At 42.3% G+C, this 24,914-nt stretch carries 26 protein-coding genes; 14 read left to right on the top strand and 12 right to left on the bottom strand.

All coding sequences use genetic code 11. The features are described 5' to 3' along the window. Positions 1–35 precede the first annotated feature (35 nt). The 5 genes from G9X63_RS03105 to G9X63_RS03085 form a co-directional block, all read right to left on the bottom strand. Complete coding sequence (locus G9X63_RS03105; RefSeq protein ID WP_201737833.1) at positions 36–548, bottom strand: fasciclin domain-containing protein; 513 nt, start codon at positions 546–548, stop codon at positions 36–38. Positions 549–622: 74 nt separating this feature from the next. Next, entirely contained in the window at positions 623–1,357 is a 735-nt protein-coding gene (locus G9X63_RS03100; protein ID WP_252624210.1) for a hypothetical protein, read from the bottom strand. A gap of 2 nt (positions 1,358–1,359) precedes the next feature. After that, positions 1,360–2,013 (bottom strand): glycosyltransferase family 2 protein, encoded by a 654-nt coding sequence (locus tag G9X63_RS03095; RefSeq protein ID WP_252624207.1) that lies wholly within the window; start codon positions 2,011–2,013, stop codon positions 1,360–1,362. A gap of 92 nt (positions 2,014–2,105) precedes the next feature. Next, a complete protein-coding gene (locus G9X63_RS03090; protein WP_252624205.1) occupies positions 2,106–3,323 on the bottom strand; it encodes a type II toxin-antitoxin system HipA family toxin in 1,218 nt (405 codons plus the stop codon). 12 nt (positions 3,324–3,335) lie between these two features. After that, positions 3,336–3,611, bottom strand: coding sequence for a helix-turn-helix domain-containing protein (locus tag G9X63_RS03085; protein ID WP_130895158.1), 276 nt, complete (start codon positions 3,609–3,611; stop codon positions 3,336–3,338). Positions 3,612–3,775: 164 nt separating this feature from the next. Here G9X63_RS03085 and G9X63_RS03080 point away from each other — a divergent pair, with 164 nt between their 5' ends. From G9X63_RS03080 to G9X63_RS03030, 11 genes are all read left to right on the top strand, one after another. After that, entirely contained in the window at positions 3,776–4,780 is a 1,005-nt protein-coding gene (locus G9X63_RS03080; protein WP_252624202.1) for a proline iminopeptidase-family hydrolase, read from the top strand. A 764-nt stretch (positions 4,781–5,544) separates the two neighbouring features. After that, the gene (locus G9X63_RS03075; RefSeq protein ID WP_252624200.1) at positions 5,545–6,555 is read left to right on the top strand and encodes an endo-1,4-beta-xylanase; all 1,011 of its coding nucleotides are present in this window, start codon (positions 5,545–5,547) and stop codon (positions 6,553–6,555) included. Beyond that, a complete protein-coding gene (locus tag G9X63_RS03070) occupies positions 6,545–6,736 on the top strand; it encodes a hypothetical protein (protein ID WP_130895147.1) in 192 nt (63 codons plus the stop codon). Before G9X63_RS03075 ends, G9X63_RS03070 begins: the two co-directional genes overlap by 11 nt. Positions 6,737–6,799: 63 nt before the next feature. After that, a complete protein-coding gene (locus G9X63_RS03065) occupies positions 6,800–7,903 on the top strand; it encodes a lycopene cyclase family protein (protein ID WP_252624198.1) in 1,104 nt (367 codons plus the stop codon). After that, complete coding sequence (locus G9X63_RS03060) at positions 7,900–8,742, top strand: Brp/Blh family beta-carotene 15,15'-dioxygenase (protein WP_252624196.1); 843 nt, start codon at positions 7,900–7,902, stop codon at positions 8,740–8,742. Before G9X63_RS03065 ends, G9X63_RS03060 begins: the two co-directional genes overlap by 4 nt. A 107-nt stretch (positions 8,743–8,849) precedes the next feature. Next, positions 8,850–9,575: a bacteriorhodopsin-like gene (locus G9X63_RS03055; protein WP_130895144.1), complete on the top strand. Its 726-nt coding sequence runs from the start codon at positions 8,850–8,852 to the stop codon at positions 9,573–9,575. A gap of 94 nt (positions 9,576–9,669) precedes the next feature. Further along, positions 9,670–10,218, top strand: a complete 549-nt coding sequence (locus tag G9X63_RS03050; protein WP_130922980.1) for an acyl-CoA thioesterase — start codon at positions 9,670–9,672, stop codon at positions 10,216–10,218. Positions 10,219–10,230: 12 nt separating this feature from the next. Continuing rightward, positions 10,231–11,490 (top strand): prolyl oligopeptidase family serine peptidase, encoded by a 1,260-nt coding sequence (locus tag G9X63_RS03045; RefSeq protein WP_252624194.1) that lies wholly within the window; start codon positions 10,231–10,233, stop codon positions 11,488–11,490. A 47-nt stretch (positions 11,491–11,537) separates the two neighbouring features. Further along, entirely contained in the window at positions 11,538–12,758 is a 1,221-nt protein-coding gene (locus tag G9X63_RS03040) for a serine hydrolase domain-containing protein (RefSeq protein WP_252624192.1), read from the top strand. Positions 12,759–12,914: 156 nt separating this feature from the next. Next, complete coding sequence (locus G9X63_RS03035) at positions 12,915–13,139, top strand: hypothetical protein (RefSeq protein ID WP_252624189.1); 225 nt, start codon at positions 12,915–12,917, stop codon at positions 13,137–13,139. 49 nt (positions 13,140–13,188) lie between these two features. Then, complete coding sequence (locus G9X63_RS03030) at positions 13,189–14,250, top strand: hypothetical protein (RefSeq protein WP_252624180.1); 1,062 nt, start codon at positions 13,189–13,191, stop codon at positions 14,248–14,250. Here the strand turns inward: G9X63_RS03030 and G9X63_RS03025 are convergent. Further along, positions 14,216–14,860: a Crp/Fnr family transcriptional regulator gene (locus G9X63_RS03025; RefSeq protein ID WP_252624177.1), complete on the bottom strand. Its 645-nt coding sequence runs from the start codon at positions 14,858–14,860 to the stop codon at positions 14,216–14,218. The genes G9X63_RS03030 and G9X63_RS03025 overlap by 35 nt on opposite strands. 107 nt (positions 14,861–14,967) lie before the next feature. Here G9X63_RS03025 and G9X63_RS03020 point away from each other — a divergent pair, with 107 nt between their 5' ends. Together G9X63_RS03020 and G9X63_RS03015 are read left to right on the top strand one after the other, a co-directional pair. Beyond that, positions 14,968–15,330, top strand: coding sequence for a cupin domain-containing protein (locus G9X63_RS03020; protein WP_252624174.1), 363 nt, complete (start codon positions 14,968–14,970; stop codon positions 15,328–15,330). Further along, positions 15,327–16,556, top strand: a complete 1,230-nt coding sequence (locus G9X63_RS03015; protein WP_252624171.1) for a BaiN/RdsA family NAD(P)/FAD-dependent oxidoreductase — start codon at positions 15,327–15,329, stop codon at positions 16,554–16,556. The genes G9X63_RS03020 and G9X63_RS03015 overlap by 4 nt, the downstream gene beginning before the upstream one ends. On the opposite strand, the gene G9X63_RS03010 is transcribed toward G9X63_RS03015, so the two are convergent. Both G9X63_RS03010 and G9X63_RS03005 read right to left on the bottom strand, forming a co-directional pair. Next, a complete protein-coding gene (locus G9X63_RS03010) occupies positions 16,531–16,986 on the bottom strand; it encodes a DinB family protein (protein WP_130922970.1) in 456 nt (151 codons plus the stop codon). The two genes, G9X63_RS03015 and G9X63_RS03010, sit on opposite strands and share 26 nt — an antisense overlap. Beyond that, a complete protein-coding gene (locus G9X63_RS03005; RefSeq protein WP_252624168.1) occupies positions 16,970–17,587 on the bottom strand; it encodes a flavin reductase family protein in 618 nt (205 codons plus the stop codon). The genes G9X63_RS03010 and G9X63_RS03005 overlap by 17 nt, the downstream gene beginning before the upstream one ends. Before the next feature lie 74 nt (positions 17,588–17,661). On the opposite strand from G9X63_RS03005, the gene G9X63_RS03000 reads away from it, so the two are divergent. Further along, on the top strand, positions 17,662–17,925 hold the full coding sequence (locus G9X63_RS03000; protein WP_130922968.1) for a heavy-metal-associated domain-containing protein: 264 nt from the start codon (positions 17,662–17,664) through the stop codon (positions 17,923–17,925). A 51-nt stretch (positions 17,926–17,976) separates the two neighbouring features. Here the strand turns inward: G9X63_RS03000 and G9X63_RS02995 are convergent, their stop codons facing one another. The 4 genes from G9X63_RS02995 to G9X63_RS02980 all read right to left on the bottom strand — a co-directional run bounded on the left by G9X63_RS02995 (position 17,977) and on the right by G9X63_RS02980 (position 24,840). Next, positions 17,977–19,575, bottom strand: coding sequence for a carboxylesterase/lipase family protein (locus G9X63_RS02995; protein WP_252624165.1), 1,599 nt, complete (start codon positions 19,573–19,575; stop codon positions 17,977–17,979). 4 nt (positions 19,576–19,579) lie between these two features. Further along, a complete protein-coding gene (locus G9X63_RS02990) occupies positions 19,580–21,211 on the bottom strand; it encodes a carboxylesterase/lipase family protein (protein ID WP_252624163.1) in 1,632 nt (543 codons plus the stop codon). Between the two features lie 67 nt (positions 21,212–21,278). Then, positions 21,279–22,208, bottom strand: a complete 930-nt coding sequence (locus tag G9X63_RS02985; RefSeq protein ID WP_252624161.1) for an alpha/beta fold hydrolase — start codon at positions 22,206–22,208, stop codon at positions 21,279–21,281. After that, positions 22,192–24,840, bottom strand: a complete 2,649-nt coding sequence (locus tag G9X63_RS02980) for a M14 family metallopeptidase (protein ID WP_252624157.1) — start codon at positions 24,838–24,840, stop codon at positions 22,192–22,194. Before G9X63_RS02980 ends, G9X63_RS02985 begins: the two co-directional genes overlap by 17 nt. Between the last annotated feature and the right edge of the window lie 74 nt (positions 24,841–24,914).

The raw sequence follows: 24,914 nt of genomic DNA, 5'->3' as shown, positions 1-24,914 counted from the left end.
TGGCCACTTTCTCAAAAAATAATCACCCCAAATGATTAATTAGGTAAAACCACAGAGTCAATTACGTGAACAACGCCATTGCCTGCCATTAAGTCAGCCACTACTACCGTAGAAATACCTCCTTTTTCGTCTTTTAAAATCACTTTACCGTCCTTTAAAGAAGCAAGTAAAGTAGCTCCGCTAACTGTCTTCAGCGATAAAGTTCCTTTCGCATCATTGATTGCTTTCACCACATCTCCAGCAGCAAATTTACCTGCAACTACGTGGTAAGTTAAGATTTTAGCAAGCGTTGCTTTATTCTCTGCTTTCAATAAAAATTCAAGCGTTCCTGCTGGTAATTTTGCAAAAGCTGCGTTTGTAGGAGCAAAAACCGTAAACGGACCTGCACTTTGAAGCGTAGTTACTAAATCTGCCGCCTTAACAGCTGCCACTAAAGTAGTGTGATCTGCTGATCCCACGGCGATATCTACAACTGTTTTCTGAGCGCTAACAGAAAAAGATAAAGCGATTGACGCCACTAAGGACAGAGCTAATTTTTTAAACATCATGATTCTTTTGTTTAGATTGTGTAAGTCTATAACTCACTTATTATCAATAAGTTTTGAAGAATGGGATTTATATTTTATTTATGCCGAAACCAGCAATCAGTCCGCTCGTTTTCATAAGCCTTAAAAACCGTATTTACGGGAGCTCCGTGGTGTAAATTGTCATTAAATCGCGTTCTGGCGAGGTAATTAAAGGCACCCATATCGCCCGTATAAGCCGTTTTATTAGTGTGATTATAGGTTGAATGCAAGGCACACAGCTGCTGCAAAAAATCAAAAAACAGAGGAAAATGTCCTCCGAAAACACCGCAATTTAAAAGTACCTCGGAAGCAAAACGTTCCTCATAGGCCGCATAATCTGCCATTTGCCCGCGCAAATGCTCCCCATGTGCCAGCATCCACTCATTGTGCAAGGCTTTAGGCTCATCGCCGCAAAAAAGGAAATCTGGATTAGCAGTAAAAAGAGGTTGAACGAAAGGGTTTTGCGCCACCGTCACATCTGATACATCCGTCACAAAAACACCCTTAACCTGCGTAAGCTTGGCTAAATAATCGCGGTAGACAAAATAGCGAAAGACATTCGGATTAAAAGAAGGATTGTATGTGATGCGCTCGAAAGAAATGTACTCTGTTGAATACTTTACACAGGTCTGATCCGAAAAACTATTGTGAAAAATAACCCCTTTCAGCTTCGCCGCCGCAACTGATTCCGCCCATTCTCTGACAAGTTCATAGGAATCATCCGCTAAGGTCATATTCCGATTCACATCATACACTCCCGTAATGTGACACGCTAAAACAAGATCTTGCATGATTAATTAGCGTTCAGCAGAAGTTCTTGCTTTAATAAAGCACAGGTAGAGTTCGGATTATTGCGGTAGTAAATGTAAGATCTTTGGAATACCTTCTTCGTTTTAAATTCAATCTCTGCGCGCTCGTAGAAGGCAGAATCCGCCGCAAAACCGCCTTTAAAATCGATACTTTTAAACACTTTTTGATGGCCAAATAAAGTCCCAAAAAGCACCGCATCATCTAAATGAATAGGCTTACTTAGATCATTTTTATCCGGAACATAATAATCTTCCACCGTGTCCACCACGGTCTCCGCGGTTGAACAAATCAAATCCACATTTTCAATTTCTTTCAAACAGGTGCTTAAATGATAGGGCTTGTACTCGTCATCACTGTCTAAAATGGTGATAAATTCCCCCACACTGTTCAACACACCGCGATTAATGGATTCGGCTTGACCGCGATTGCGGTGCCTAATATAGACAATCTTCTCCTCGTGCGCTTCCACATATTCGAGAAGTGCTTTTCGATCATTTTCCGTACTACCATCATCAATGATGATCAGTTCGAAATCTTGAAAATCTTGGTTTAAAACAGAATCAATGGCTCTTTTGGTTAATTGAAAGTCCGTATTATAGACGGCCATCAACACCGATATTTTAACATTCTTAGGCATGATCTGCTAATAAGTTCCACCAATATAGGCTTTGCAGGAGCAAATTTAGTCAAATAATACCAAAATCGTTTTACCCAATAAGGATGAATCTATTACCGTCTCCTACCTAACGCCTTCCCCATCCTAGTGCGACTCGCTTTTGAAACTCTGGCTTGGTCTGCAAAGTCCGTCCATTTAGAGATCGAAACCTCTACTTGATCCAGGATTTCATTGGCATTTTTTAGCCCAAATGTATTCGCCAATTGAAGCAAATGCGTTCTGCCGGGGTTTTTACTTTCTCCCGCTATTGACATACTGTGGTGACCATGAGCAGATTGGGAAAAAGTTAAATCATACGGTGGCGCTAAGGTCCAATTTCCTTCTGCATCCATTAAAAAAGAGACATTCTTGCTATGGTCATCTCGATTTTCGCTAAAAACATTGTAGGCAGCTAGTCGTAAAATTTTCTCTATGGCGGCTACATCTTTTTCTAAATGAAAGGCACATTCCATGAGATGCCCATAATCTAAACTACTTAATCGGTAATTATCTTGCAACATCGCAGCCGCCGAATGTAGATGAATCCGGTTTCCTATTGTTCGATCAAATCGTTTCGTCCCAAAAAAATAACTCCCTGACTGTCCTTCAAATAATCGACTGTCACTCATATCCAAGCCTGCCTCTTTGGCCATCAAATAATACGCGTATTCCACTTGAGCCATATCCGAAACATCAGAGGTAGACCGAAATTTCACTATCCAAGGTTCGAAATGCAAAGGCATTTCGGTAGCTCCTAAGAACAATTCCTCTGTGAGTGGATTAAATCCCACATTCGCTTTAGGTCGGGCTCCTCCACTACTTCCACCCATGGCAAACAAATCGTCTAAAAAGTCACTAGGCTCATCCGCTAACACTTTTTTTACTTCGATTTCCATTTCCTCCAATGCCGAAAAGGAAGCATTTTGCACAAGGTCTTCTTCCGCAGGCTGGTAAATTAAAGCACCTGGCCCTGTTTGACCTACTAAGGATAAGCGCAGTAGCGGATTGATCTCTTCCAAAGAAACACCCGAAGCTAACAACTTCCTATCCACTAATAATTTTCCCCAGCCATCAGGCAGCGAATCATCAAACACACCAAATAACCCTGAAAATAACGAGGTGGAACATTCTTGAATTTGAGCACTCCGCTTCAAATGATAGGGAGAAATATCCCAAGGACCCTCTAAAAAAGAAGTTGCATATTTAAAATAAATACATTTTTCTAGCAACGCGAGCTCGCCCACTTCCACTTGCTTTGGCCCAAAATCTAACATCACTTTCAACTTCTCCATGGAATCAAATTTTTAAGTGAACAATTTTTCCACTCTTTTATCTACTTGACGAGACACAAAAACGGAATCAAAATCATCCAGACAATCAAGCAGATGTGCTAATTGAACTAATGATTCTAAAGAGATCTTTCCAGTCCTTTCAAAACGCTTGATACTCCCAAGCGAAACTCCGGAGCGAAGAGCTAACTCTGCTTGCGAATAACCTGCTTGCTTCCGCAACACGCGTAATTTACTGGCTAATTCTACCTGCGTAGCTAAAGGCGTCTTATGCAAAAGATATGAATTCATAATAGATAATATAATAGCTAAATATAGATAATTTTATTAAAAATAGCTATTATATTAACCATAAATCATGATTTTAAAAACACCAATTTGTTCCCTTATCCGTTTCTGGAACAAGTGCTACATTGATTTTTCAAGTAATCCACTTATGTTTAAGAAAAAAAACGATGAACAAACTATTACTAATTTTCTTGTCGATTTTCGCCCTTACTTCCTGCACAAAAAGTGAAGAAACGGCGGATAACTACTTTTCTTACCCTGACAGCCTGGAAGCTGGTGGAGTGAAAATGATTCCCATTCAAACACCTGCCGGTACCTTTAAGGTGTGGACGAAGCGTTTTGGCACTAATCCTAAGATCAAAATTCTCTTATTACACGGCGGCCCGGCGATGACGCACGAATACATGGAATGTTTTGAGACTTTTTTCCAAAGAGAGGGCTTCGAATTCTACGAATACGATCAACTAGGCTCGTATTATAGTGACCAACCGACGGATTCGACACTTTGGAAAACGGAGCGATTCGTAGAAGAGGTAGAACAAGTTCGCAAGGCCATCGGTGCAGATTCGTCGAACTTTTACATCATTGGGAATTCATGGGGCGGCATTTTAGGCATGGAATATGCACTGAAATACCAGAAGAATATGAAGGGACTTTTGGTCTCAAACATGGTAGCAAGCGCTCCAGAATATGGAAAATATGCGGAGGAGGTTTTGGCCAAACAGATGGACCCTAAAGTCCTAGCGGAAGTAAGGGCGATCGAAGCAAAAAAGGATTTTAACAATCCGCGTTATATGGAATTATTGATTCCTAACTTCTACAAGGAACATATTTGCCGCTTACAAGAATGGCCAGATGCGGTAAATCGATCATTTAAACATGGAAACAGTTCGATTTATGTGAGAATGCAAGGTCCGAGTGAGTTCGGAATTAGCGGACTTTTGGAAAAATGGGATATCAAAAATCGCTTAAAAGAACTCTATGTTCCTACGTTGATGATCGGTGCAAAATACGATACGATGGACCCTAAAGCGATGGAAGAACAAAGTAAATTAGTCCAAAAAGGATCCTATTTATACTGCCCTAACGGCAGCCACTTAGCCATGTGGGACGACCAAAAAGTCTACATGAACGGTGTCATTTCGTTCATTAAGAAGGTGGATGGGGAATAATCTCCCTTATTCATTAGGAGGCCGCCTCGAAAGGGGTGGTCTTTTTTTATGTATGACTGTCTACAAAATTGAACCCTAGGGTCTATTTCTCGCCAATCGCCGCGCCCTTAATTTTGCCAAGGAAACAAAAATTCAATGACACCCATACATAATCTAGAAGCTAGATGAGGAAAATTTACACCCTGTTACACATCGTTTGCTTCTTCTTTATTCAAACGAATACGGCTCAAACTGAGTATCGACTAACCCCAGTCATTCAAAATTTCAAATCAATTACAATTAAAAGTAGCCGATTGCCTCTACACATGAGTTTATTGGCTTTTACCGTACTACTCGCTAGTTTAGGCATCCATCAATCGCAAAGTAGAAATCGTAAAAAACTAAGTTGGTTATGCGAACCTGAACGCAAGTTACTTGACCATTTACTTCAAAATAGAGACCAAAATATAACGACAATCGATTTAAATGAACTTTTAAATTGCGCTAAAAAGTCACAAGAAAGCCAAAAAAGAATCAGGCACCTCGTTATTAACCGCATCAATTTCCATTTAGAATTTAGGTTTAAGATCAAAAATGCCATAGAACGATCCCCATCTGAGGAAGACAAACGCATGCTTAATTACCACCTTAAACCAGGGATAGAAAACCAGATTAAATCCCTTCTACATCCTTAAAACCAAGTTTAACAGCGGGTCATTTTCATAGGAATCAGGGTAGAGTATATCGTTTATTTTACCTATTTTGGAGAAATAAACCTCCAACCTATGAAACTAATTGCCTTATTATTAGGCCTTTCCACTCTCGTCAATGCGCAAAGTTTATTAAAGGACGCAGTCTCTTTCCGTCTAGGGGCCTCTGTTAATCCCAGAATGTTAGTGGAAAATGAAGCCTACAGAAATATTGCTAGCAACGAATTCACCAGCCTAACAGCGGAAAATCACATGAAAATGATGCTGATTCATCCAGCAGCAGATCGTTTTGACTTCACGAAAGGCGATGAAATTGTGGCTTTCGCAGTGAAGACGGGCAAGCGAATGCATGGACACACCTTGGTTTGGCATAATCAAGTTCCGCACTGGATGAAGGATTTTCAAGGCGATCAAAAAGCCTGGGAAGAAATGCTGAAAAACCACATTCAGGCTGTCGTTACGCGGTATAAAGGCCAGGTTTCTGGGTGGGATGTGGTGAACGAATCGTTCTTAGATGACGGCAGTTTGCGGCCTTCTCTTTGGGCAGATCATATCCCGGATTATATCGCCAAAAGCTTCCAATGGGCCCACGAGGCAGATCCCAATGCCCTTCTATTTTACAATGATTACGGCCAAGATGGCCATCCTAAAAAGATGCAGGCCATTCTTGATCTGGTGGCTGACCTAAAAAAGCGTAACATTCCTATTCACGGTTTAGGCTTGCAGATGCATATTAATGTGGATTCGAAACGCACAGAAATTGCAAGGGTAATTGAGCAATCTGCCCAAACAGGTCTCGTTATTCATTTTTCGGAGTTAGACATCGCTGTTAATCCGAAAAACAATCCGGAGTATATCTATGAAGCAAATACGCAGAATGAATTATTCCAATTCATATTTACGTCGTTTCGTGCTATTCCGGCGAGGCAACAATATGGCATCACGTTTTGGAACATCTCCGATAAAGACACCTGGTTACGTGGCTATTTCAAGCGACCTAAAGAATATCCGCTCCTATTTGATGAAACTTATGTTAAAAAACCAGGTTATCATTCTTTAGTTAACTATTTACAACATGCAAAATAAAACAAGGTGGATTCTTCAGGCGTCCCTAGGCCTGTTGCTAACCGGTGCGGGACTTTCCATGGCAATCGATGCTGGTCTCATTAAACTCCAAGGTGGCGATTGGTTCTTTTATGGAACAGGCGCATTGGTCATTTTCAATGCAGGGCTCTGTCTAGTTATTGATGCCGCGCGATTTAAATAATTAAAACAATAATTCAACTTTATGGTTTAGATAGTACAATTTTTTATTTCAATAATTATATTGATGCCAACACTTGTATACGATATTGCGATTATAGGTGCTGGAGCGTCAGGATTGCAGCTTTTGTATGAATTGACACAGGCGAATCCTGAACAAAAAATCTTACTCCTTGATTCAGGAGATCGATCGGCAAAGAGTTGGTGTTTTTGGGAAAATAAAGACGCATCCTGTTTTCCCTTTTTAATCGAAAAATCGTGGGATTCAATGCTCTTTAAAACCTCTAAAGGCGAAAGCATCACATCAGAAATTAACCCACTTGCCTACCATTACATTTCTTCAAGTAAATTTTTCACCTACTTTTTCGAGGATTTCATACAAGCGAATACGAACATTACACACCTAAATACGTGGGTTTCTGATTTGCAAGAACTACCTACGGGCGTGAAAATTAGCTGTAAAAACGGACAAATTTACCAAGCTAAAAAGGTGGCTGATTCCAGACCCGTGAAATCCACAGAGCCAAACTTAATCTTCCAACATTTCAGCGGCAAGTTCATAGAGTTTGAGGAGCCTATAGTGAACGACTCTTCTGTAACGCTAATGGACTTCAGTTTACCTGCTTCCACTCCTGAAATGGCGGTATTTCATTATATATTGCCCTTTAGCAAAACAAAAGCACTCATTGAAACAACTGTTTTCACGCGTGCTGCGTATGATCAAGAGGCTTATGAAAAGATTTGGCAAAAATACATGGCCCTTACCTATACCAATCAAAAATATACGGTGCTCTCGAATGAAACTGGGACCATCCCCATGGGTGTAAAAACACAAAAAAAAGAAGGCCCTATTTTTACCATCGGTGCAGCTGGTGGAAATATCAAAGCCTCCACAGGTTATGCGTTTACGCGAATGCACGCTGATGCGATCGATCGAGCGCAAAACCGCAGCTCTACGCCGCCAGCTCGTTTTCATTTTTACGACAAAATGCTGTTGAAAATCATGCAAAATGAGATGATCAAGATTCCTGAGGTCATGGATCGCCTGTTCACACGGGTCCCTAAAAAAGAAATACTTAATTTTCTGGATGATAAAACTTCGCTGATAGACGAAATTAAATTACTTTCCCAGCTCGATATCCCTTTGTTTATCAAACACTTGCTGAGATGAAAAACTACCTAGGCGCCCTTGCTACCTTTCTTTATATAGTTACGTATTTCCTTGTAGGACCGTGGTCGAGCTCCATTGATTTATATATAAGCGGCTTTTTGCTGCTTGCCATCGGGATTCCACATGGCGCTGGAGACCATTTAATTGCGGCAAAAATCGCCCAAAGAGAAAATCTCACTTTTCATTTGCGGCCATTTATCGTGTATTACCTGGGTATCATGCTGGCTTATGCGGCACTTTGGTTCGTTTCTCCTTTGCTTGCATTCGTTATTTTCATTGCCATTAGTGTGTTTCACTTCGGAGACATGGAAGATGTGCAGCCAGTTGAATCCAATAAAACCTGGATCAATCTGGCACAGACCCTTTGCCTAGGTGCGGGAATTTTGTCTTTTATCTTGTTAAGTCATTGGTCAGAGGCTTTTGAAATTATCTCTTCAATGCAAGTTAAAGTACCGCCAAGCTTGCCTAAATTTTCTTTACTTGTTAGCCTTTTGTTGTTGATTTTAGGTTTCCAAAAGAAAAACGTTCACCCTTTTTTCAATACTTTTTTTGCTTTAGTTTTCGGTTATTTTCTGCCGCTAATTCCCGCCTTTATCTGTTATTTTTCGTGTTGCCATGCCATCACCAGTTTTGAAGGCATGCGAAAGCACCTGAAAATGAAAATAGTGGAATTGTACAAAAAACTAATCCCATTCTCTGCAGGGGCTATTTTACTAGGGATAGTTTATATGAAATTGGCTACCAATAACTTACAAGTTTATCCCATTTTCATATTTCTTTCCTTACTGACACTACCGCATTTTCTACTTATGCATAAATTAATAAAACGCCCAGATTGAACAATTTGTACAATTTTAATTTTTTTTTAAATTTTTTTTACAATATTTGAAACAATTGCCGACATCATATGTTTAGTTAACAGTTTAACTTTAAATCATTAACATTTATGGAAACATTAAACATTTTATTGAACGGCACCCTAGCTGCCGGAGATTACATCGGCTTCACCTTCTTTACAGGTTACATGTCGATGCTTGCTGCTTCGATCTTCTTCATTGTAGAGAGAGGTACAGTAAACGATAAGTGGAAAACATCTCTTTTGATTTCTGCTTTGATCACCTTTATTGCGGCAGTGCATTATTTCTACATGCGCGGTGTATGGTTAGACACTCACGAGTCTCCTACACAATTCCGTTACATTGACTGGACTTTAACTGTGCCGTTAATGTGTATTGAATACTTCTTGATTTTAAAGCCAGCAGGTGCTAAAACAGGAATGTTATCTCGTTTAATCTTTGGCTCAGTAGTAATGCTAGTTGCGGGTTACATCGGAGAAGCAGTAGTTCCAGCTCAAAACGTGATGTGGGGAATCATCTCTACCTTAGGATGGGCATTAATTATCTATGAAATTTACATGGGTGAGGCTTCTAAGTTAGCAGCAGCTTCTTCTAACGAAGATGTAAAAACTGGCTTTAAAGTAATGCGTTGGTTCACTTTAGTGGGCTGGGCAATCTATCCAGTAGGATACATGATGTTACCAGGTAACTTGTTATCAGGATTCTCAGGAAACATTGACTTAGCTTACAACATTGCTGATGCGATCAACAAAATTGGTTTCGGCCTAGTTGTTTGGAACATCGCAAAAGGTGCTACGGCATCAGAAGCGAAATAATAGTTATTTCCAAAAGGAAAGGGAGCGGTCATCGATCGTTCCCTTTTTTTATGCCCAAAATTTAGCTAGCTTAGGGCCTGATAAACCTCCTACTATGCTCTCCCCTAAGCGAGTTTCTGATTCAGAAACAACGATTACCGAATTAATGATCCCCGCCTTCGCAAACTTCAGTGGCAAAATTCATGGAGGCACTTTACTCTCTTTAATGGACAAAGTAGCCTACGTTTGCGCGGCAAAACACAGTGGCAATTATTGCGTAACTGTGGCGGTAGAAGGAGTGGAATTCTTTAATCCTGTCGAAGTGGGCGACCTTGTCTCGATTAAAGCATCCGTGAATTACGTTGGCAGAACCACCATGATCATAGGCATGCGAATCGAATCCTTAAAGCCCAAAACCGGTGTTGTCACCCACACGAATTCCTGCTACTTTACCATGGCCGCCAAGAACGACGATGGCGAATTGACAGAAGTTCCGGGCTTGATTTTGGAAAATGAAACACAAACACGCCGCTTCGCCGAGGGTAAATTACTCCGAAAACTATCGCTTGAAAAGCGCGAATTATTAAAATCCGACCTCAAAAATATCTACTCCGGCGACATTCGTAAGATGTGCGATGGAGAGAAATGTGAATTGACTTACTAAACCTACATAAACATGAAAAAAATCCTCTTACTTCTTTCGCTATTTGCTTTCAGCGCCATAGCAAAACCCACAGGCACCTACAAAATCGTCGTCGAAGGCTTCGACTGGGGCGCTGGAGTCAACAAAGTCATTCTAGCCTTGAATGACACCACCTCTAAAGTGAATGCAGCAGACTTTACCGTTTATGCTAGCCGAAAACTAAGCACAGGCCCTATCGCGGACCAAGACACTAAACGCGAAATCGTTACTGCTTACGTTTCGGATGAAAATGGTGCGCGTATTCGTACCGGCAAAAACATTACGCTCGTTTTATCCGTAGGACCTCAGCTACCCATCAGCTCCCCTTTTCAATACCTGAGAAGTAAAGGAAACGTTTGGGTGGATTATTCCTTAACCATCGTACAGCCTAAAACTGGGCAGATTTGGGATACATCTACAGGCAAAATCATGCCATTGATTGATCAATTTGACCTCACTGGCAAATACGTTTTCAACGATAAATTGACGATGTCTTATGCGACTTTTAACCCTAAAGTAAAGAAGGACAAAGCGCCTTTGATCATCTGGCTTCACGGCGGTGGCGAAGGTGGGACGGATCCTACTGTTCCTTTGTTAGGCAACAAAGCAGCCAACTATGCCGCTGAAGGCATCCAATCCATTTTCGAAGGAGCCTACGTATTATCACCACAATGCCCAGGCGCCTGGATGCACAATACGCAAGGGGTGGGCACACAAGGAAAAGATAACGACATCTACAATGAAGGTTTAATGGCCTTGATCAAGGATTATGTCAAAGCAAATCCAGGCATCGACCCTAGCCGCATTTATGTGGGCGGTTGCTCGAATGGAGGCTATATGGCCTTGAAATTGATCTTCTTGAATCCGGATTATTTTGCGGCTGGCTTCATTAGTGCTTTGGCCTATAAATCAGAATACATCTCTGATAGCGATATTCAGAAGATAAAAAATGTGCCTATTTGGTTTGTACACTCCAAAGACGATAGAACCACCATCCCTGACATTACAGTCGTTCCTGTATTCGATCGTCTTCGCAAAGCAGGTGCAAAAAATGTACACTTTACGTATTACGATCACGTAAACGACATCACTAATTTCTACGGCGGAAAAGGCTTCGAATACAACGGCCACTGGTCCTGGATTTATCTACATGAAAACCTGCCCAGAACGGATCTAGATGGTTCACCCGTTCGTGTGAATGGCAAGCCAGTTTCCATCATGGAATGGATGGCCGCTCAGAAAAAAGGGAAATAAGTAAAAAGGACAGCTTTACGTTAATACCTCCTTTTAAAATAATCAAAATGAAATTCACTAAACACCTCCTCCTCCTATTCAGCCTCCTTTTCATAGGCGAAATCAGTGCACAAGCACCTAAAATTGTGGCCGGCATCAATGTCGACCGGGTAAAACGATTAGAAAAATTTGTTCAGTCCGAAATGGATAAGGGAAACATCCCTGGTGCCGTGACGATGATTATTCATAATGGCCAAGTGGTTCACCAAGGGGCTTTGGGATACAAAAACGTTGCGACTAAGGCACCCATGGCTACGGACGATTTATTTTACATCCAGTCCATGACGAAACCCATCATCTCCACGGCATTCATGATGTTGTATGAAGAAGGGTATTTTAAATTAAGCGACCCTGTTTCGAAATACTTACCAGAGTTTAAAAATTTGCGTGTCGTAAGAAGTGTAAATGATGGCCCGGATGCTCCTACGGATTCGTTAAAGTCGCAGATCACGATGACACAATTATTAAGTCATAGTGGTGGATTAACGCATGGTTTGGACCAAAACCCTGTTCAAATTCGATTCAGAAATGGCTATTTCAAACCAGGAATTAAAACAATTCAAGAGCGTGTGGCTAATATGACGAAGTTCCCCTTATTAGCGCAACCTGGAACAGAATGGAATTATAGCGCTGGACCGGATGTGCTTTGTGTGTTGATTGAAAAGTTCTCTGGGATGAGTGTGAATGAGTTTTTGAAGTCACGCTTATTTGAGCCTTTAGAAATGAAACATACGGGGTATAATGTGCCTAAAGAGGAACAAGCTAAAATTGTTGCCTTGCACTCTAAGGGTAAAAATGGGACGATTTCTGTGGCGGCAAATCAGCCTCCTTTTGAAAACGTAACGGTTTGGAGTGGGGTGAATGGCTTGTTTTCGACAGCCGCAGATTATGCGACTTTCTGCCAAATGATGCTGGCCGGCGGTACCTATAAAGGTAAACAATACTTGAGCCGCAAAACAGTGGAATTAATGACCTCCAATCACACGGGTGACTTATTCCCAACTCCAGGAACAGTATGGGGCCTAGGCTTTGCTGTTGTAAAAGATGGCCCAGCCTCTCAAACATCTGCATCAAAAGGATTATTCTATTGGGGTGGAGCGAATAACACCCACTTCTTTATTGACCCGAAAGAGAAACTTATTGCTCTATTTATGACCCAGGAAAGCAATTTCACCTGGGATTACCATAATAGTTTACGCCAAATGGTTTACCAGACTTTGACAGATTAATACAGAAAGCCGGGCATCGTCCCGGCTTTTTTTCTTGCTCTAGCGCAAGAATTACTCCTATTTAATGGCGGATATTTGACCTAAGGATCGCGACCCTCAGGTGACTACCGAAAAACCTAATAAAAGAGTAGGTGACCATTATTTACATACCTAACCATGATATACCTAAAATCAACAACTCAGAAATCGAATCGATTTCTAACTGGAATTACCTTAGCGGTGATGCTCATTTCAAGTATTCAATTTAATCCTAGTCCGACTTTCAAAACATCGGAGGCGTGTTTTGTTAAAATTTTTAAATTGGAGATTTTCGGCCTATTTGATGATGTAAAACACAACACGGAAGTTGATCTCTACCTTTTCGGGATTAAAGTTTTCTAATAAACGGGTTAGGGCCTTGGTCCTAACCCCTATTATTCTTCCCAATACTATGCTACATAAAATCGTATTATTACTCGCCCTTTGCTATTCCTCTTTAGGACAAATACGCGTTCTAAATGAGAAAAACCAACAACCTATCGAAGGTGTGGAGGTCTATTCCTCTACAGGCGTTCTGATGGGGCTTAGTGATGCAAAAGGAGAAGTTGAGCTGAAAACTTCAGCTACTTTTCTATTTTCTCATTTTCTGTACGAAAGTAAAACAAGCCCAGCGACACCGCAAGTTTATTTAAAACCACGCAGCATTCAGTTAGCTGACGTTCAGGTAAAATCGAATAAACGAAAAATGGGCGTTTTACTAAAAGGCTATTTCCGGAGCTTTCAATTCAGAAATGATAGTCTAGAGTTTTTCAGTGATGGGGAGATAGAAGTCCTAGTACCTGCCAGTCCAAACAAAAGCGTCGAATACAAACGGATTCAACAGCGAAATTTGAAAGGCCAATTGTTTAAAATGGCTTCTCAGGGAAAATCGACGAGTTACGGCATGACCATCACGCTCCCTCCTATCCTCGAATTAATTAGAACTAGAGATTTGCAAGCCTCGGCTCAATTCTTAAATGCGAGGCAAGATTCAGTTGCGCTCATACAAGCTGAGACAGGGGTTCGCTGGGGTCAAATGAATCGAATAAATGCCCAACTTCTTCAAGTGGCAATTCATCACTATCCATTAGGAAAACCTCAAATACTTAAAAGTTTGGGAATGGAATCGCAAATCATAGTGAATGACGAAGAAAGTATCGCTCAAGTCGAGAATAGAGAAAACTTCGATCCCATCCAGCTCATCTATCATAAGAATGTGAATAAAATAGATTTCAAAGCAAAAGGAAAATCCCACTTTGATCAGTATCATTCTATCACGGAATTTTTTATTCATTCCGCTGAGATCGAAAAAGGGGACGAAAAAGGATTCTCCAAGAGAACTTCATTAGGGAATGAGACTAGGTACAGCGACCCTTATTGGGAAAAAGCAGCTTCTCATCCGAATTTCAAACCACTACCATCTGCCATAGAAGAGGAAATTAATCGACAAACGAAGGAGAAGCATTTGCCTTAAACGACTTTCCTTTTGCCATTCTACTTCTAATTCTACTTAATTCGGAAGGACTGATATTCAAAAATTGAGCAATGTATTTATCAGGTACTTGTTTGATATGTGCAGCAAAGTGAAGACAATAATACTCGTAACGCATTTGACAATTACCCATGTGTAAAATCAAGTTCAGGTGTTCCATTTCAAAAAAATAGAGCTCCATTAGTTGACGAAAAAGAAGAGAGAGAACAGGAATCTGAACGAATAGTTGATCGAGTAAGCAACGATCAAGGTAAAGTAGGGTTGTTAGCTTAATCGTTTCTGAATGAATGATTGTTACTTTAGCCGGTTGGAAACTAGCAGCTGATAAACAGAACGTCGAGGGGAGGACAAAACCTCGATCTATAGTGGAGTCTTGCTGTGTTGTGTTAGGCATTGTAGAAAAGTGTCGAAGAAGGCCATCCGCAACAAAATACAAACGCGGTTTCGAATCGACACAAGAGGTAATGGGCTGATTACGTTTAGTCTGCTGGTATTTAAAAGCACGCAAAAAGATCGCTAATTCTTCAGTCGACAATAGATGAAATGATTCCAAAAACTGACTTAATCGCTTCTTTGACTCTAGGTTATTCATAGTGGTTATCCGTTTTAATGACACTAAACTAGTGGATTCAAAAGAGTCATAATAACAGTAAACTGATAATATGCGATTTGCTTCCTGATTTTATCTTATTTTTGTACATGAGTAAATTATTGAGCAAAACACCTTTGAACAGGACGAATTGGATTGCAGATGCTGACATCGAATGGGAAATCCTAGACGAGTCTTGCAAACGCAAAATCATGGCATATAATGATGGTCTCATGATCGTGAAGGTGCATTTCAAAAAAGGAGGAGTAGGTGCGATTCACCAACATATCCATACCCAAGGTTCGTATGTAGAAAGTGGGGTTTTTGAGGTGATAATTGGTGAAGAAAAAAAGATCCTGAAACAAGGTGACGTGTTCTTCATTCCTCCCTCTATTGACCATGGTGTAGTCGCTCTTGAAGAAGGAGTTTTAGTGGATTCTTTCAATCCTATGCGTGCAGATTTTATCCAATGAAAATAATCGTCATAGGTGGGGGTGCCGCTGGATTTTTCGCGGCAATTTCTGCCAAAGAACATAATCCTGAGGCCGAAGTAACCATCTTAGAGAAAACCTCCAAGTTTTTAGGGAAGGTCAAAATATCTGGTGGTGGCCGATGCAATGTCACCAATGCCACGTTTAATTCCCGTTTGCTTTCAGAGAATTATCCCCGTGGGGAGAAATTCCTCCGTAAGGCCTTTGAAGTATTCAATGCGTCCTCGATGGTCGAATGGCTAGAGACTCGAGGTGTAGCTTTGAAGACCTACCATGATAACTGCATTTTCCCCCTTTCAAACGATTCCCAAACCATTATCGATTGCTTCATGTCCGAAGCTCGACGCTTGCACATTAACCTGCATAGTAGTCAATCGGTGGAGGAAATAAAGACTTCACAGAAAGGATTTCGTATCCATTGCCGGGATACAGAATATGATGCTGATCGCGTGATTGTGACGACGGGTGGACAACCGAAGATGTCGGGATTGCATTGGCTCGCTGATATTGGTCACGAAATCATTCCGCCAGTCCCTTCCCTATTTACTTTTAACATGCCACAAGAACCGATTCGTGATTTGATGGGTATCGTGGTGGAGAAAGCACGTGTACGAATTGAAGGCCAAAAGCTTATCGGCCAGGGACCTCTATTAGTTACGCATTGGGGAATGAGCGGTCCTGCTATTCTGCAGCTGTCGGCTTGGGGAGCTCGGATTTTAGCAGAGAAAGAATACCGATGCGCCATCCTGGTGAATTGGCTAGACGAGACAAAGGAAGAAGAGTTACGTGCGCAAATCACGCAAGTCATTAAAGAGCATGGGGCCAAAATGATGGCCAATTTGAATCCCTTTGCGATGCCGAATCGACTTTGGGTCTACTTACTAGAAAAGAATGAAATCAAGACCAGCCTCCGCTGGAATGAATTAGGAGGCAAAGCGCTCAATAAATTAATCAATACCTTGATTAACGACCGGTATGTGGTGCAAGGAAAAACGACCTTTAAAGAGGAGTTTGTCACTGCGGGCGGCGTTGACTTACAAGATATCAGTGTCCAAACCATGGAAAGCAAAAAATGCCCTGGCTTATTCTTTGCGGGTGAAGTCATGGATATCGATGGCATCACCGGTGGATTCAATTTTCAAGCCGCTTGGACGACTGGATTTATTGCCGGAAAGAGCGCTGCTAGTTCGCCAGCATTTCCCGAATAATTTTCAAGTGATGTTCCGAATGCACATATAAAAACCGAAAAGTTTCCTTCTTTTTCAAATCCCCAAAAAACGGATGGGTGAAATAATTACCGGCTTCTACGTTTTCTAATTCCTCTACTCTTTCACGACATAAGGCCACATGCGCTCGCAAGGTCTCCTGTGTAATTTCCCCTGGAGTCACGATTTTAGGTGCTCCCACTTTTCCTCTTGGAATCACACCGCGCCAAAGAATCACATATTTCAAAGGTTTAAATCGCCACTTGTACTTAGTCGGATCTGAGCGCTTCACCCCCTCAATAACAGAACTAATCACTAACAAATCATGCTCAATTTGCCAACCTACTGTAGAAGCTGAAATCGCATCATTCCTAACTTCAAGTTGTGGAATAAAGCTTTCTAATTCGTCTAATTGCTTACGTAGTTTTTGCATAAGGCAAGTTATCAATTTTATCGGTTTTGTAATAACCTGAGGTGCCTAAGGAGGTTAAGATACCGGCTTTGGCCAAATCTAAAAAGCCATCCTCCTCCTGTATTCCAGCTGGCACATAGGCTTGCTGCAAAGATCCAATAACTAAAAAAGTATTATTCAATTCAATGGGCATCAGCTGCTCAAATTTCAATACATATTGAACGGGAGACTCCGCCACGAATGGCGCAATGCACCCTTCGCGATATTCCTCCTTCAATCCTGTCATCTCGAATTCCGAAACGCCATCCGGGTATTTCGCACTCGTCTGATGCGCTTGTTTGTACATCGATTCCGTTACTAAATTCACGGTATAAATACCCGTTTCTTGGATATTTTGTAAGGTATGAGGTGCCGCCGCCAATGGACGATTAATGAAGCCGATCAAGGCAGGATCCGCTCCTAAATGAACGATATTACTAAAAACAGCCAGGTTTGAAACTCCATTACCGTTCACCGTTCCTATCAGCGAGAGGCTCTTAAATCCACTCAAGGAGTTAATGAAATTAGCGCGGGTGAAACGATCCCAGGTTTGGAGTTCAGAAAGAGAAAAATGTTTGCTCATAAAGGTAGAAGTGACTTTTATCACTTTTTATGGCTTAAAGATAGGCTACATTTGACTAAACAAATAATAACACCATGAAAACGCAAGAGATTTTTGTAGAAAACATCAAGTGTGGCGGATGTATGACAAGCATTAAAAATGCTTTAGAGAAAATAAAAGGAATAATAAAAGTAGAAATCGATAAAGACGAGGAAAAAATTAGCTTAACCGGCGATCAGTACCAATTAAGCGAGGTCATCGATTCGTTAAATAGTATGGGTTACCCACAAAAAGGAGAAAACTCCGTGTTCAAACAAGCCAAATCCTATGTCAGCTGCGCGATAGGGAAAATGAGCTAAAACAAAAGAGGCCCACCGCGAGATGGGCCTCTTTCTTTATCTAGAGATGCATTATCTAGCAATCAAGCTATATAATTCCGCATCTTGCTGCGGTTTCACCTCGCAAGTATTGTTAAAGTGCATCGTCGCAGTATTTGCTGTATCGAACGTAGGCCAAGCTGGGATACCTTTGTGACCCGGGTTACCCGTTTTAGCAAAGTTAATCCAAGACGAACTCATGCGATCTGCTAAGACATACGCTTCTTTTCCGCCTCCTGTCATTTCCTCGCAACGCGCGATGTTGTTAAAGCAGAACGGTAGTTCCATGCAGTGGAAAGCTTTGTATTTACCATCCATCACTGGCGATTGCCAAGTCATTAAATACATGTAAACGGGTGCCGCTTTCAAGGCAGATTTTTCTTTTGCTTGAACTACTGCACCTGGACGGAACATCACGTCCACATCCATTAAATCAGATGGCTTCGTGTCATTCGGATAGGCTTTCTTTACGGCTGCCTTGAATGCCTCCGCTTTCTCGCCATAGGTTCTTTTAATGTACGCATCCACTTGTTCTGCTGTCGCATCAGACATTCCTGTCATAATGGATGGCATGAATTCGTTCTTCACCGTTCCGATTAATAAAGGCACGTCTTTTGATAGTTCGAATGCCTCTTTCGAGAACAATTGGTAAGGTAATAAGTCGCCATCTACTGATGGCCCCCAGCTAAGGCCGAAACCAACCACCGGCTTACCGGCTGCTTTCATCTGCGCTGCGATGTTAGCTAATGCTTTCTTTCCTGCTGAAGCTAAGACCGGGTACGGGATCGATTGCAAGCTATCAACTTTCGCTGCAGGGATGTTTAAAGCTTTCAAGACTTCGGCAGTGATGCTTTGGGTCGTTGCTTTGTCTAACATGTTTGCGCGGAATGAACCACTTTGGTTGATTGCTTTGCTGAATAAACCTTTCGCTGATGGCATCGCCATCAAGGTATTTACTTTCGCGCCTCCGCCCGATTGCCCGAAGATGGTTACGTTTTTCGCGTCACCCCCGAAAGAGCCGATGTTTTCTTTTACCCATTCCAACGCCGCACGCATATCCAATACGCTATTGTTTGCCGAGTATTTGTATTTTTCGCCGTAAGCCGATAAATCTAAATAACCCGTAATGTTCAACCGGTGTGAGATGGAAACGACTACAACGTCCCCTTTTTTGGCCAAATTCTCTCCATCATACGACGGCAATTCAATCGCCGATCCAGCAGTGAATCCACCACCGTGAATCCAGAACATCACCGGACGCTTCTTGCCATCATTGATACCAGGCGTCCAGACGTTAATGCGCATGCAATCCTCATTCGTGAAACCCCAGTTGTGGTTGAATACGAATTCTGATTCATCCTGAATCTGAGTTGTTTCATCAATTAAAGGCGAAACCGGACCATAAGACATAGACGAACGAACACCAGCCCAAGGTTTAGGCTTGTGAGGTGCCTCAAAACGAGCTGCCTCCGCGTACGGAATACCCTTGTAGGTATAAATTCCACTGTGAATATACCCACGTACTTTACCGGCATCCGTCGCCACCACAGCCACGTCTTTACCCGTTGTAATTTGCGCTTTTAAGCCCATGGAGGCCATAATCAGCGCACTCGCCATTAATAATTTTTTCATAAGATTAGTTTTTATAGAATTTGTCTAAGAACTCATAACGTGCGTCATCCGTCGCCTTGATTGCTTTGGATTCCACATCAATCACCATCACACCTGGCTCCTTATCTTGTGGAGCTGCTGCTGGCCAGTTTGCCAAAGTTCCTCCGTTCGGATTTCCCGTCTTTACGAAGTTCGCGAAATAGGTGAACATCGTTTTAGAAACCGTATAATCATCCTCCGTGAAAGCGTAATCCTTAATCAAGTGCAAGTTGCCCATGCAATATTCGATCTCACAAGCGTGAGGAGCTCCCACCGCTGGACGAGGTTTCGGTGCATTTGGATCCGCTTTCACTGTTCCCCCAGCTAAACCTGACGCGACTGACTTGTCCACTAATGGAGCGCGGTGGCGTGAATATAAATAACGGTATACCGGTTGCGTTGAATTCTTACGATGTAAATCAAACCATTTCCAAGTGCTGTACGAAATGAAACGATCTGCCGCTAGAGCCGTAGCCGAACGTTCGATCACATCCTCTGAACCTGATGGATATAATTTCAAAACGGTTTCATGATCTGCCGGATACGCTTCTTTTACCTTAGCCACATAATTATCATGCGTATACGGTTTTCCTTGCATAAAGGCTCCACCCGGAATCTCCGCTGAGTTCCAACCTAAAAGAAGCGGAACCATCGATTGCTGTTTTGCATTGAAAATCTCTGGTAAGCTTTTAGGTAAGAAATAGCCATCAAGCACCGTAGAGAAACTAACCGTACGTGTTTCTTGAGCGATTTCAAATAATTCGCGAGATGACATGGCGCGTAAATCTTTCAAAGACTTAGCTCCAGCTTTTTCTGCAAAGGCTACACCTACTTTCTCTGCTTGCGCTAAAGGAACAGGAGACATTGTCGGATTAATTCCCGCACCACTTTCTCCGATCGCTCCGGCGATTAAGCCTTTTGATAGAGGCGATGCCATTTGGACAGATACGGAAGCCGAACCAGCTGATTCCCCAGCGATCGTCACTTTAGACGCATCTCCGCCAAAAGCAGCGATGTTCTTCTTCACCCATTGCAAGGCTAAGTTTTGGTCTAAATAACCATAATTTCCAGACGCCTTATAAGAAGCCTCCGCTGATAATTCCGGATGGGAGAAGAAACCAAAAAGGCCTAAACGGTAGTTCACCGTCACGACTACGATTCCCTGTTTCGACATCGCCTCGCCATCATAGCGTGGCTCCGATGCATCCCCCGCGAATAATCCACCGCCGTAGAAATAAACTAAGACCGGTAAATTTTTCGTATTTCTTTTAGCTGGAGACCAAATGTTCAGATATAAACAATCTTCGCTAAGACCCGCAGAACGCGATCCCATATCTCCAAATACAATCGCCTGAATAGGACGTGGTCCAAAAGCTTTTGTTTTTTTCACTCCAGACCAAGGTTCAGCCGGAACTGGTGCTTTCCAACGTAAATCTCCTACCGGTGGTTTGGCAAAAGGTACACCGAAATAAGTCTGAACTCCTGTTTGTGTATTGTAATCACCTTCGATGATTCCTGATTCGATTTTAGCCTGAACAGGCATTTTAAAATCAGTCTGTGCAAACGCGCTAGACGCAATTAGGCCTAGCAGGCAAGTAAGTTGCCAGATTCTTTTCATAGTTTAGTTGTTAAATAGGTTTATTGTCAATAATTGATACAATAATAAAACAATCTTTTGGAAAGTCCTATTGTACGAATTTCAATATCGAAGCCGCCACCTTTCCAGGCACCTCTTCCATAGGCACATGTCCTACGTTTTTATAGATCTCCGCTTTGCTTCCTTTGATATCTTTCAAGAAGTTATCGACGTTATTCACCCCGATCAGGTTGTCCTTATCGCCCCATAAGATCAAAGTAGGCGTCTTGACTTCTTTAATGCTTTCTGGATTACCTTTAAATGAGCCTTTGAAAATCATCAATGCGGCTTCTCTGTTTCCTTCTCTAATCGCCACATCATGGAAACGCTCTACTTGCTCATCCGTCACGCTAGCTGGATCGTAATAAACGGTCTCTAAACTTTTTCGAACCAATGCTTTGGGTGTAGCATACAGTAACAAATTATTGATCACAGGAGTGGATGCCAGCTTAAATCCTAAGGAACCACTCTCCCCTTTCTTCGGGTATCCGGCCGCATCGATCAAGATCATTTTAGCGAGACGTGATGAATTGTGTAAGGCATAATTCCAGGAAATTGCCCCGCCTAACGAATTCCCAGCTAAGATGAATCGCTTGATTTTTAAACGCGTAGCAAAGGAATCGATGAACTTCGAATAATAAGGAAAATTATAGGCCATTTCAGGAGATGGTCCGGTTAAAGCAAATCCAGGTAAATCAAGACTAATTACTCTTTTGTGAGCTTTAAGTGAGATAACCACGCTATCCCAGGTGTTCAAAGACGAAGACATACCGTGCAATAAAATCAGTGGCAAGGTATCAGTTGCGACACCCTCGTCCCGGTAATGCACTTTCATTCCCATGATAGGCATGAATTTAGAATCCTTGTTCGCGTACAAAGGAATCAACTCTTCTACGGGTCTATCTCGTTCACAGATGATCAACAGTAAAATAACAATTAGGGCAATAAAGCCCCCTAAAATCTTAGCGATTGTTTTCATATAATTGATTGAATACCATTTTGAATGTGCTGTGTGTTTGGCCTCTGAACGTTACTTCTGGACCATACACATATAAATTTCCTTTTCCCACTTTCGCTTGGAAAGCGGCTACGCCATCTTGCAGATAAGCTTGGCCAAAAGCCCAACCACTGCGCAACGTTTTCTCCGTCGCGAACCAAGCTAATGGAGTTAATACACCTCGTGAGATCGACTCCGGCGCTAACTTAAATACGGGGCTAGCTGCGAAAATGACATCCGCTTTAGTCGCCATTCCCCAGTTTGCTGGTGAATTTTGATCTACCGTCACTTGCATCACACTACCCGGAATATAGAATTTCTCTCCTGGCAAATTGCGCTCTTTTCCTCCCACCATTTCCACTAAAGCATTCTTTACAGGCAGATTTAAATGATAGGCCAAGTTCGCACTCGATCCGATCGTGATGATATCTCCGCCCTCTTCTAAGAAAGCGCGAAGTGCAGGTACAGATTTTGCTGCAGTAATCTTACCCATTGTCTCTTGGTATTCCGCTGGAATATCAGCCTCTACTGGTTCTTTCTCATCCCACTCGTTTGCTGGCTCAGCTCTCAAGCCTGGAATGGCCCCTTTGACAAAAATCAACACATCAAATTTCGAACGTAGGCTACCTTTATCGATTTCTTTTGCGAACACTAATTTGAAGTCAAAATGGTGTTGCTCTAAAATCCAACGCAACCAACCTGACGGCATCGAACCACCATAGGTATCCCAAAGACCCACACGCTTCGTGCCTACTTTACGGGAAACATCAGCTGGCAAAGCATTAAGTGCTTGTGTTTTTACGGTCGCCTTCGCCAAAATGTCCGCTGCCGCCACACTGTGTTTCACATAAAATGCTGAAGCGTTTTTCGACACTTCTACACCCGCTTTTAGCAAATCATTCAATAAGGTGAACGATGCGTTATCCGAAGTGGAGAATGAATAATAAACACCGGTAGCAAATACGGGTTTAGCCTTTTGAAGTTCGCCGTAAGGAAGGGTTTCGAATGGACCGTTTACGTCTTCCAAAATGCGGTCAAACTGAATCCCCATCGTATAAGCAGGTGTCCAGCCAGCGGCATCATACGGACGAACCGGAGGGCCGCCTGGGTATTGGAAGTCATTCGGGTGATCTTGTGGTTCGAACATATCGATCACGTGAGGGCGGAAAGCTTGATTTGTCTTTACCACATAAGAACCCGCTGGATAGGCTTTTCCTTTTACCTCAAAAGCTTTCGTAGCCTTCTCAACCCGAATACCACTTTTAATCAAGATATTAATAAAGGCAATACCAGAAGTCGATTGATCTGCCGTCACGATATAGGCTCTTGCATCACGAGTCATTGGATTCTTGTATACAGCAGCAAATAAACTGTCTGCTTTCTTCTTGTAATTTCCTCCCGAAATCTCCGCTAACTTCTCCACTTTGTTTGGAGACATCGTCCAGTAATCCTGAGATCCTAAATCAATCGATTTCTTACCCATCTTGTAAATGTTCATCAACACCTCTTCGCGGTAACGGGTCGCATAATTCAAGACAGCATAGTTCAAAGAAAGCGAATAATCAATCGAGTTCTTGAATAACCATTTGCGCGGCGTGATGGGGAATGGTGTCGCCGAATTAGGGATTAAACGACTAGGTACTAATGGGATGTTTTCCGGCGTCGGATCCCCAATGATCTCCGTTAATAATCCAATAATGTTGTGATAATAGGCTGTGGTGCGTAATCCACCATTCCACCAAGTCGAATAAACCGAACCTGATTTCATCGTGTAACCCGGCTTGCCTTCTGCGTTTAGGCGTGAGCTCATCGCAGCGCCTAAGGCGTCGATTCCCGTAATTAGAAGTGGATCGTACACGTAATTGAATGGATCACGGTACGGAGGACCAGCGACTACGGTTCCTGCAGGACCGGTTTGGTGGTGGTTGTACAGAATTTGAGGCATCCACTCGATGTATTGTTGGCGAGCCATGTTAGTCGACTCACTCATATTCATCATGTAGAAATCGCGGTTATTATCGTGTCCGATGTATTTTTCATACAAACGAGGCAAGTTATCTGTCGAGCGTTTCAGCGTATCTGCTTTGCGCATGTACCAATTGGAAACGAGTTCCTGACCATCTGGATTCGCGTGAACGAAAAGGATGATGGTGTTTTGGAGGATACGTTTCGTTTCCTCGTCGTTTCGTGTCGTGAACTGGTAGATCGATTCGATCCATTGGTGAATTCCTACCGTTTCTGTGGCGTGCAGTCCGCCGTCGATCCAGACGATGGCTTTTCCTTCTTTGGCCAAAGCCTTCGCCTCCTGCTCAGACAAGCCTTCCGCCCGCGCCAAGCGCTGCGAAATGGCCTTATACTTCGCCAGATTACGAATATTAGCGGGATCAGAAACAATGACCATGTATTGATTTCGGCCCTCTTCCGTCTTTCCAATCGACTGCAATTTCACGCGATTAGACGCTGCGGCGACCTTTTTCAGGTAGCCTTCCGTCTGCGTAAACGTAGCTAAATGGTAATTATCGCCTATGTTAAAGCCAAAATGCGATGTAGGACTAGGAACCTGCGCGCGAATCGTCAGCGACGCGAATAATAGAACGAGTAAGATTTTTTTCATAAGTTGAATCAGGTAAGCTTTAAAGATAGAAATATAGAAATTAATATTTAGCTTCGTGGCAGAAAAATACCAAG

The sequence above is a fragment of the Aquirufa antheringensis genome, assembly GCF_023921165.1.
Classification (GTDB): domain Bacteria; phylum Bacteroidota; class Bacteroidia; order Cytophagales; family Spirosomataceae; genus Aquirufa; species Aquirufa antheringensis.
The sequence above is the reverse complement of the archived record's forward strand: the minus strand, read 5'-3'. Positions and strand labels throughout refer to the sequence as shown.

Bases quoted from the DNA above. Each gene is read 5' to 3' on its own strand.
- G9X63_RS03105 (WP_201737833.1), bottom strand. From the start codon at position 548: ATGATGTTTAAAAAATTAGCTCTGTCCTTAGTGGCGTCAATCGCTTTA.
- G9X63_RS03100 (WP_252624210.1), bottom strand. From the start codon at position 1,357: ATGCAAGATCTTGTTTTAGCGTGTCACATTACGGGAGTGTATGATGTG.
- G9X63_RS03095 (WP_252624207.1), bottom strand. From the start codon at position 2,013: ATGCCTAAGAATGTTAAAATATCGGTGTTGATGGCCGTCTATAATACG.
- G9X63_RS03090 (WP_252624205.1), bottom strand. From the start codon at position 3,323: ATGGAGAAGTTGAAAGTGATGTTAGATTTTGGGCCAAAGCAAGTGGAA.
- G9X63_RS03085 (WP_130895158.1), bottom strand. From the start codon at position 3,611: ATGAATTCATATCTTTTGCATAAGACGCCTTTAGCTACGCAGGTAGAA.
- G9X63_RS03080 (WP_252624202.1), top strand. From the start codon at position 3,776: ATGAACAAACTATTACTAATTTTCTTGTCGATTTTCGCCCTTACTTCC.
- G9X63_RS03075 (WP_252624200.1), top strand. From the start codon at position 5,545: ATGAAACTAATTGCCTTATTATTAGGCCTTTCCACTCTCGTCAATGCG.
- G9X63_RS03070 (WP_130895147.1), top strand. From the start codon at position 6,545: ATGCAAAATAAAACAAGGTGGATTCTTCAGGCGTCCCTAGGCCTGTTG.
- G9X63_RS03065 (WP_252624198.1), top strand. From the start codon at position 6,800: ATGCCAACACTTGTATACGATATTGCGATTATAGGTGCTGGAGCGTCA.
- G9X63_RS03060 (WP_252624196.1), top strand. From the start codon at position 7,900: ATGAAAAACTACCTAGGCGCCCTTGCTACCTTTCTTTATATAGTTACG.
- G9X63_RS03055 (WP_130895144.1), top strand. From the start codon at position 8,850: ATGGAAACATTAAACATTTTATTGAACGGCACCCTAGCTGCCGGAGAT.
- G9X63_RS03050 (WP_130922980.1), top strand. From the start codon at position 9,670: ATGCTCTCCCCTAAGCGAGTTTCTGATTCAGAAACAACGATTACCGAA.
- G9X63_RS03045 (WP_252624194.1), top strand. From the start codon at position 10,231: ATGAAAAAAATCCTCTTACTTCTTTCGCTATTTGCTTTCAGCGCCATA.
- G9X63_RS03040 (WP_252624192.1), top strand. From the start codon at position 11,538: ATGAAATTCACTAAACACCTCCTCCTCCTATTCAGCCTCCTTTTCATA.
- G9X63_RS03035 (WP_252624189.1), top strand. From the start codon at position 12,915: ATGATATACCTAAAATCAACAACTCAGAAATCGAATCGATTTCTAACT.
- G9X63_RS03030 (WP_252624180.1), top strand. From the start codon at position 13,189: ATGCTACATAAAATCGTATTATTACTCGCCCTTTGCTATTCCTCTTTA.
- G9X63_RS03025 (WP_252624177.1), bottom strand. From the start codon at position 14,860: ATGAATAACCTAGAGTCAAAGAAGCGATTAAGTCAGTTTTTGGAATCA.
- G9X63_RS03020 (WP_252624174.1), top strand. From the start codon at position 14,968: ATGAGTAAATTATTGAGCAAAACACCTTTGAACAGGACGAATTGGATT.
- G9X63_RS03015 (WP_252624171.1), top strand. From the start codon at position 15,327: ATGAAAATAATCGTCATAGGTGGGGGTGCCGCTGGATTTTTCGCGGCA.
- G9X63_RS03010 (WP_130922970.1), bottom strand. From the start codon at position 16,986: ATGCAAAAACTACGTAAGCAATTAGACGAATTAGAAAGCTTTATTCCA.
- G9X63_RS03005 (WP_252624168.1), bottom strand. From the start codon at position 17,587: ATGAGCAAACATTTTTCTCTTTCTGAACTCCAAACCTGGGATCGTTTC.
- G9X63_RS03000 (WP_130922968.1), top strand. From the start codon at position 17,662: ATGAAAACGCAAGAGATTTTTGTAGAAAACATCAAGTGTGGCGGATGT.
- G9X63_RS02995 (WP_252624165.1), bottom strand. From the start codon at position 19,575: ATGAAAAAATTATTAATGGCGAGTGCGCTGATTATGGCCTCCATGGGC.
- G9X63_RS02990 (WP_252624163.1), bottom strand. From the start codon at position 21,211: ATGAAAAGAATCTGGCAACTTACTTGCCTGCTAGGCCTAATTGCGTCT.
- G9X63_RS02985 (WP_252624161.1), bottom strand. From the start codon at position 22,208: ATGAAAACAATCGCTAAGATTTTAGGGGGCTTTATTGCCCTAATTGTT.
- G9X63_RS02980 (WP_252624157.1), bottom strand. From the start codon at position 24,840: ATGAAAAAAATCTTACTCGTTCTATTATTCGCGTCGCTGACGATTCGC.